Annotated in this window: 5 protein-coding genes and 1 pseudogene; all 6 read left to right on the forward strand. The window is 69.9% G+C overall.

Features of this window, described 5'->3' with window-relative positions:
• Positions 1–762: pseudogene (locus tag HMPREF1137_RS10375) on the forward strand (DNA polymerase III subunit gamma/tau); the annotation flags it as partial.
• Between the two features lies 1 nt (position 763).
• Positions 764–1,357: a recombination mediator RecR gene (recR, locus tag HMPREF1137_RS02740; RefSeq protein ID WP_007588661.1), complete on the forward strand. Its 594-nt coding sequence runs from the start codon at positions 764–766 to the stop codon at positions 1,355–1,357.
• A 210-nt stretch (positions 1,358–1,567) separates the two neighbouring features.
• The gene (locus HMPREF1137_RS02745) at positions 1,568–2,278 is read left to right on the forward strand and encodes a response regulator transcription factor (RefSeq protein ID WP_034496475.1); all 711 of its coding nucleotides are present in this window, start codon (positions 1,568–1,570) and stop codon (positions 2,276–2,278) included.
• Positions 2,275–3,834, forward strand: coding sequence for a sensor histidine kinase (locus tag HMPREF1137_RS02750; protein ID WP_034496478.1), 1,560 nt, complete (start codon positions 2,275–2,277; stop codon positions 3,832–3,834). Before HMPREF1137_RS02745 ends, HMPREF1137_RS02750 begins: the two co-directional genes overlap by 4 nt.
• A gap of 221 nt (positions 3,835–4,055) precedes the next feature.
• Positions 4,056–5,372 (forward strand): aspartate kinase, encoded by a 1,317-nt coding sequence (locus HMPREF1137_RS02755; RefSeq protein WP_007588660.1) that lies wholly within the window; start codon positions 4,056–4,058, stop codon positions 5,370–5,372.
• 153 nt (positions 5,373–5,525) lie between these two features.
• Positions 5,526–6,572 carry an aspartate-semialdehyde dehydrogenase gene (locus tag HMPREF1137_RS02760; RefSeq protein WP_007588662.1) on the forward strand — a complete coding sequence of 349 codons (1,047 nt, stop codon included), beginning with the start codon at positions 5,526–5,528 and terminating at the stop codon, positions 6,570–6,572.
• The last annotated feature ends 85 nt before the right edge of the window (positions 6,573–6,657 follow it).

The raw sequence follows: 6,657 nt of genomic DNA on the forward strand, positions 1-6,657 counted from the left end.
GCGCCCGCAGCGGCACCGATCGCCCAGGTTGAGGATCCCCGGCCCGCCGAGCGTCCCGCGATGCCCGAGCGTGCCGCCCGTGCCCTCGCCCAGGTGTCCGCTGAGGCGCCCGAGGCCTCACAGGCCTCGTCCCCGAGCGGCGACGCAGCCCCGCGCAAGCACTCCTTCACGGTCTTCCGCTACCCGGGCGACCCGGAGCCCACCGAGCAGCCGGCGGGCGCACCTGCGCAGGCCGAGCCGGCCTCGTCCCCCGTCTTCGACGACGCTCCCATCGAGCCCGCCGCGCACACCCCGTCGACCCCGACCGGCTGGGGCGACCCGGTCGTGATCCCGGGCGGCGCGTCCGTGAACTTCGACGACGGCGCGGACTCGTGGACCCCGCCCGAGTCCTCGGCCCCCGCCGACGTGACCCCGATCAGCGCTGCACCGAGCGCCCCGACGCAGGCCCCGGCCTGGCTGGCCGCAGCCCCCGAGCCCACGTCGGATCCCGCGCCCGGATTCGGCGCCCCGGAATCCCAGCGCGACACCACAGACACGTCCGATGGGCCGCTCACCGGACGCGCTGCCGCCGAGGCTTCCCTGCGCGAGAAGGCCCAGCGCGAGGCTGCCATCGTCTCGACCCGCACCCACGCGGCCGATGATGATAGCGCCAGCATCGACGACGAAAATATCGAAAACTCGCAGACGATCGGCCTGGCAGCGGTCCTGGAGATCCTCGGCGGACGCGTCATCGAAGAGAAGATGACCGAGGGAGGATACTGACATGTACGACGGCGCCCTGGCCGACCTCATCGACCAGTTCGGGCAGCTGCCGGGCATCGGCCCGAAGTCCGCGCAGCGCATGGCCATGCATGTGCTGGATGCAGAGCCCGAGGACGTCGCGCGCCTCGTCGACGCGATCAACGCCGTGCGCGGGCGCGTGCGCCACTGCGACATCTGCGGCAACCTCACGGAAGAGGACGAGTGCTCCATCTGCCGCGACGTGCGTCGCGACCCCAGCGCAATCTGCGTCGTCCAGGAGCCCAAGGACATCCAGGCGATCGAGGGCGCACGCGTCTTCCGCGGTCGCTACCACGTCCTCGGCGGCGTCATCGACCCGATCCACGGGGTGGGGCCCGACCAGCTGAACATCGCCTCGCTCATGAGCCGCCTCGCGGACGGTACGGTCACCGAGGTCATCCTGGCGACCAACCCGAACGTCGAAGGCGAGGCGACGGCCGCCTACCTGGCGCGCATGCTCTCCACGATGGGGGTCGAAACCTCGCGCCTGGCGATGGGCCTGCCCATGGGTGGGGACCTGGAGTACGCGGACTCGGTGACGCTGGGTCGCGCACTCGAGGGGCGTCGCCGCCTGTAGGCTCTTATCGACGAGGCCGTGGCTGCCTCGCGCTCTCGACGCGCGGACGGGTGCGGACTCGCGCTGTGTGGGAGCGGGTGCCCACAGTGCCGCGGCGCAGGTAGAGCCCGCGACCTGCGGCGTTTGTCGGGCTGCGGGCCGCGCGTCCCCCTGTTGGTGACGCACGTGTGACACAATCGTAGGGTCCATGCTGTGACAGATGAGGAGTCCATGATGGCGATGCAGGCGAGCTCAGACGCGCCCCGAGTGCTGGTTGTTGACGACGAGGCGATGCTGGCGGACCTGCTCTCGCAGGCCCTGCGCCATGAGGGCTGGGAGACGGCCACGGCGAAGGACGGGCTGGATGCGCTGGCGAAGGCGACGAGCTTCCACCCGGACGTCGTGATCCTCGACGTGCAGATGCCGCGCATGGATGGCCTGGAGACGCTGGAGCGCCTGCGCGCTCGCGACCCGGAGCTGCCGGTCCTCTTCCTCACCGCCCGCGACGCGGTCGCGGATCGCGTGCAGGGATTGCGTGCGGGCGCGGACGACTACGTGACGAAGCCCTTCGACCTGGACGAGGTGGCGGCCCGCGTGGAGGGCCTGCTGCGTCGCGCGGGGCGCACCCAGCAGGCGGCGTCGACGGTGCTGCAGGTCGCCGATCTGACCCTCGATGTGGACTCGCACGATGTGCGCCGTGGCGGGGAAGACATCACGTTAACGAACACTGAGTTCGAATTGCTCCGGTATCTCATGGAAAACGTTGGAATCGTGCTGTCCAAGCAGAAGATTCTGGACGCCGTGTGGAGCTACGACTTCGGCGGCCAGGTCAACGTCGTCGAGCTGTACATCTCCTACCTGCGTAAGAAGATTGACGCGGATCGCCCGGCACTCATTCGCACGGTGCGCGGCGCCGGTTACATCATGCGGGAGCCGCAGTGACGCGGCGACCGTCCCTGGCTGGGCGTCTCTCGCGCGCGCTGGCTGCGTGCGTCGCCCTCGCGCTCATCGTCATGGTGGCGGCGTCCACGTTGGTGATGCGCTCCTGGATGCTCGGGAACATGGACTCAGAACTGCACCATCTCTCCCAGCGCGCGGGCGAACACCTGGATGTCGAGGACACGCCGGACGATGAGGTGGACGCGGACGACGACTCCGACGACGACTCCGACGAGGGCGCCCGCGCTGTCCAGCAGTCTGGCGGGCGTGTGCCTCGTCCCGGTGGACCTGTTGTCCCCGGCGGGCCCAAGGGACCGGGGTTTGGCGGTTCCGGCATCGCCGAGGGCACTCTCCAGTACGTGAGCGAGGATGGGCAGGCGGCAGGCGCGGTCGTCTCGAACTTCTCGGTGACCTACCTGAATGAGCCTGCACTGGCGATCCTGGCAGCGGTGCCCACGGATGGTGCCCCGCACACCGTGCGCCTCAAAGAGTTGGGCACGTTCCGGGTGACTTCCCAGGTCGTCGATGGCAAGACGGTCCTCGTGGGCGTGCAGATGGACAGCGTCGATGACGTGGTCATGATGCTTGTCGCGGTCGAGGTGGGCCTGTCCCTCGTCGTCGCGATTGCCGCCGGGTTCGCCGGTCGGGCGTGGGTGCGCCGCGAGCTGCGTCCCCTCGGCGTTGTGCGCGCGGCAGCAGCCGACATCGCGAGCCGCGACCTCGCCGATAACGCCGAGGAGCTGACCCGCGTCGGCGAGGAAGCCACCTCCGGCCCCGTTGAGGTCGCGGATGTCGCGGGGGCCCTGAACTCGATGATCGACGCGGTCGAAGACGGCATGGAGCGCCGCGCCCGCAGCGAGGCGAAGCTGCGCCAGTTCGTCGCCGATGCCTCGCACGAGCTGCGCACGCCGCTGGCCTCCGTGCAGGGCTACGCGCAGCTCGCGCGTCGCGACATTGACGAGGCCTCCCGGACCCAGGCGCTCGAGCGCATCTCCTCGGAGGGGGCGCGGATGGCGTCCCTCGTGGAGGAGATGCTGACGCTGGCGCGCCTGGACGGAGACCGCGCTCTCAAACGGGAGAATATCGACGTTATCCCGCTGATACTGGACGCTCTGTCAGACGCCCATGTGGTCGCTCCCGACCACGCGTGGGAGCTCGGCGAGGCAGCCGACGTGCAAGTCCTCGGCGATGAGGCGGCCCTGCGCCAGATCCTCACGAACCTCCTCGCGAACGCCCGCGTGCACACGCCCGCGGGTACCCGCGTCACCGTCTCCCTCACCCGTGCCCCCCAGGGGGCGGAATCCGACAAGGGCGCCCCGGCCTCGTCCATGGTGACCCTGCGCGTCGCGGACGACGGCCCCGGCATCCCGGCCGAGATCCGCGACCGCGTGTTCGACCGTTTCGTGCGTGGGGACTCCTCGCGCACGCGCGACGGCCGCGGCTCCTCGGGCCTGGGAATGTCGATCGTCGAGTCGCTCGCCCGCGCGATGGGCGGGTCCGTGCGGCTGGCCGACTCCGAGAAGGGGACCGTCATCCACGTGACATTGCCCGCCGCCTGAGCGAGCCTGCACGGCGGCGTTTTCGCGCGCTGATCAGGATCGTTGCAATTCCGGGCGATATGAGCCCGTGTGGCCTGGGTCGCCCCGGCGCGTCCCATGTCACCAGCGCCCACATGCCGGTCGTACCCGGCGCGATGCCTGGCGGGCCGTAGGATTGTTGTGGTGGCGTGCGCCACCCGAAGGCGTGCGAATCGGCACGTACAGATAGAAATGAGGCTCTAGTGGCACTGATCGTGCAAAAGTACGGCGGTTCTTCCGTCGCCGACACCGAAGCCATGAAGCGCGTCGCCCAGCGCATCGTGGACACGCACAACGCGGGACACCGCGTCGTTGTCGTCGTATCGGCGATGGGCGACACGACCGACGACCTGCTCGACTCGGCCGCAGCCCTCACGGACAACCCGCCCGAGCGCGAAATGGACATCCTCCTGTCGGCCGGCGAGCGCATCTCGATGGCCCTCCTCGCGATGGCCGTCAACGAACTCGGCGTCGAAGCCCGCGCCTACACCGGCGCGCAGGCCGGCATCCAGACCGACAGCCGCTTCGGCGCCGCCCAGATCGTCGGCATGGTCCCCGAGCGCGTCGCCCGCGCCATCAAGGACGGCCAGGTCGCCATCGTCGCCGGCTTCCAGGGCATCTCCAAGGATGACGACGTGACCACGCTGGGCCGCGGAGGATCCGACACGACCGCCGTCGCCCTCGCCGCCGCCCTCCACGCCGACGTCTGCGAAATCTACACGGACGTCGACGGCCTCTTCTCCGCCGACCCGCGCATCGTCCCCAAGGCCCACCGCCTGCGCACCCTCACCCAGGAAGAAACCCTGGAAATGGCCGCGCACGGCGCCAAGATCCTCCACCTGCGCGCCGTCGAATTCGCGCGCCGCTACGGGGTCCCCCTGCACGTGCGCTCCTCGTTCTCCGAAAAGAACGGCACCTGGATCTCCGACTCCCCCGCAAACCCTGAACTCAAGGGCCTCGTGCCCGACGCAGCCCTGAAGTCTCCCGAGGAAAACGCCATGGAAAAGCCCGTCATCTCCGGTATCGCTCACGACCGCTCCCAGGACAAGATCACCGTCACCGACGTGCCGAATAGCCCCGGCGTCGCCGCCCGCGTCTTCGCCGTCGTCGCCGAGGTCGGCGCCAACATCGACATGATCGTCCAGAACCTGCCGATCTCCGACCCCACCAAGGCCAACATCACCTTCACCCTGCCCGAAGGCGACGCGCAGAAGGCCCTCGACGCCCTCGAAGCCCACCGCGACGAGATCGGCTTCAACGAGCTGCGCTACAACCCCAACATCGGCAAGCTCAGCCTCGTCGGCGTCGGCATGCGCACCAACCCCGGCGTCTCCGCGCGCCTCTTCAGCGCCCTGTCCGACGCGGGCATCAACATCGACCTGATCTCCACCTCCGAGATCCGCATCTCCGTCGTCACTCGCCTCGACGACCTCGACCGCGCCGTCCAGGCCGTCCACACCGCCTTCGGCCTCGACGCCTCCGAAACCGAAGCCGTCGTCTACGGCGGCACCGGCCGCTGACCGTTCATCGACGAGGCCCGGGCGGGCTCCGCTCATCCGCGCGGTTCCGGTGCTCCCGGAGCTTCCGAGAGTGTGCCCCGGCCTCGTCCCCATAGATTTCACCCAGCGTTCGCCCCGTCGTATGGGCGCGCGCACCAACACAAGGAGAACACCATGAGTGGATTCAATGTCGCCGTCGTCGGCGCCACCGGCCAGGTCGGCCGAGTTATGCGCGCCCTGCTGGAGGAGCGCGGCTTCCCGGTCGAGACGATTCGCTTCTTCTCGTCCGCGCGCTCCGCGGGCCAGACCCTGCCCTGGAAGGGACAGGACATCGTCGTCGAGGACGTTGCGACGGCCGACTACTCCGGCATTGACATTGCCGTGTTCTCCGCGGGCGCCACCGCCTCGCGCGAGTACGCCCCCAAGTTCGCGGCCGCCGGCGCGGTCGTCGTCGACAACTCCTCCGCGTGGCGCAAGGACCCCGAGGTTCCGCTCGTCGTCTCCGAGGTCAACCCCGACGACGTCGACAACCGCCCCAAGGGCATCATCGCGAACCCCAACTGCACCACCATGGCCGCGATGCCCGTCCTCAAGCCCCTCGTCGAGGCCGTGGGTGGCATCAAGCGCCTCTTCGTGTCCTCCTACCAGGCCGTCTCCGGGTCGGGCCGCGCCGGCGTCGCCGAGCTGACCAGCCAGATCGAGGCCGGCGTCAAGCAGGACCTGGCAGCCCTGGCCCTCGACGGCCGCGCCGTCACCCTGCCCGAGCCCGGCGTGTACGTCGCGCCCATCGCCTTCGACGTCGTGCCGCTCGCCGGCTCCATCGTCGACGACGGCTCCGAGGAAACCGACGAGGAGCAGAAGCTGCGCAACGAGTCGCGCCGCATCCTGCATACCCCGGACCTCGCCGTGTCCGGCACCTGCGTGCGCGTCCCCGTCTACACCGGCCACACCCTCACCATCCACGCCGAGTTCGCCGGCGACATCACGCCCGACCAGGCGCGCGCCCTGCTGGCCGAGGCTCCCGGCGTGCGCGTCGTCGACGTCCCGACCCCGCTCGAGGCCGCCGGCCGCGACGAGGTCCTCGTCGGCCGCATCCGTCACGACCAGGCCGTCGACGGCAACCGCGGGCTTGTGCTCGTCGTCTCCGGCGACAACCTGCGCAAGGGCGCTGCCCTGAACGCGGTCCAGGTCGCCGAGGTGGTGGCTGCGCGACTGCGCTGAGTGCTCGACTGACTGCGTGAGCGCGCGGCGGCCCTCTTGGGCTGCCGCGCGTTTGCGTTGCGTGTGGCCCCACGGGTGTTCCGGG

The sequence above is a fragment of the Actinomyces sp. ICM39 genome (assembly GCF_000282935.1).
GTDB classification, from domain to species: Bacteria; Actinomycetota; Actinomycetes; order Actinomycetales; family Actinomycetaceae; genus Pauljensenia; species Pauljensenia odontolytica_B.

Excerpts from the sequence above, each read along its gene's own strand:
- HMPREF1137_RS02760 (WP_007588662.1), top strand. The coding sequence starts at position 5,526 with ATGAGTGGATTCAATGTCGCCGTCGTCGGCGCCACCGGCCAGGTCGGC.
- recR (WP_007588661.1), top strand. The coding sequence starts at position 764 with ATGTACGACGGCGCCCTGGCCGACCTCATCGACCAGTTCGGGCAGCTG.
- HMPREF1137_RS02745 (WP_034496475.1), top strand. The coding sequence starts at position 1,568 with ATGATGGCGATGCAGGCGAGCTCAGACGCGCCCCGAGTGCTGGTTGTT.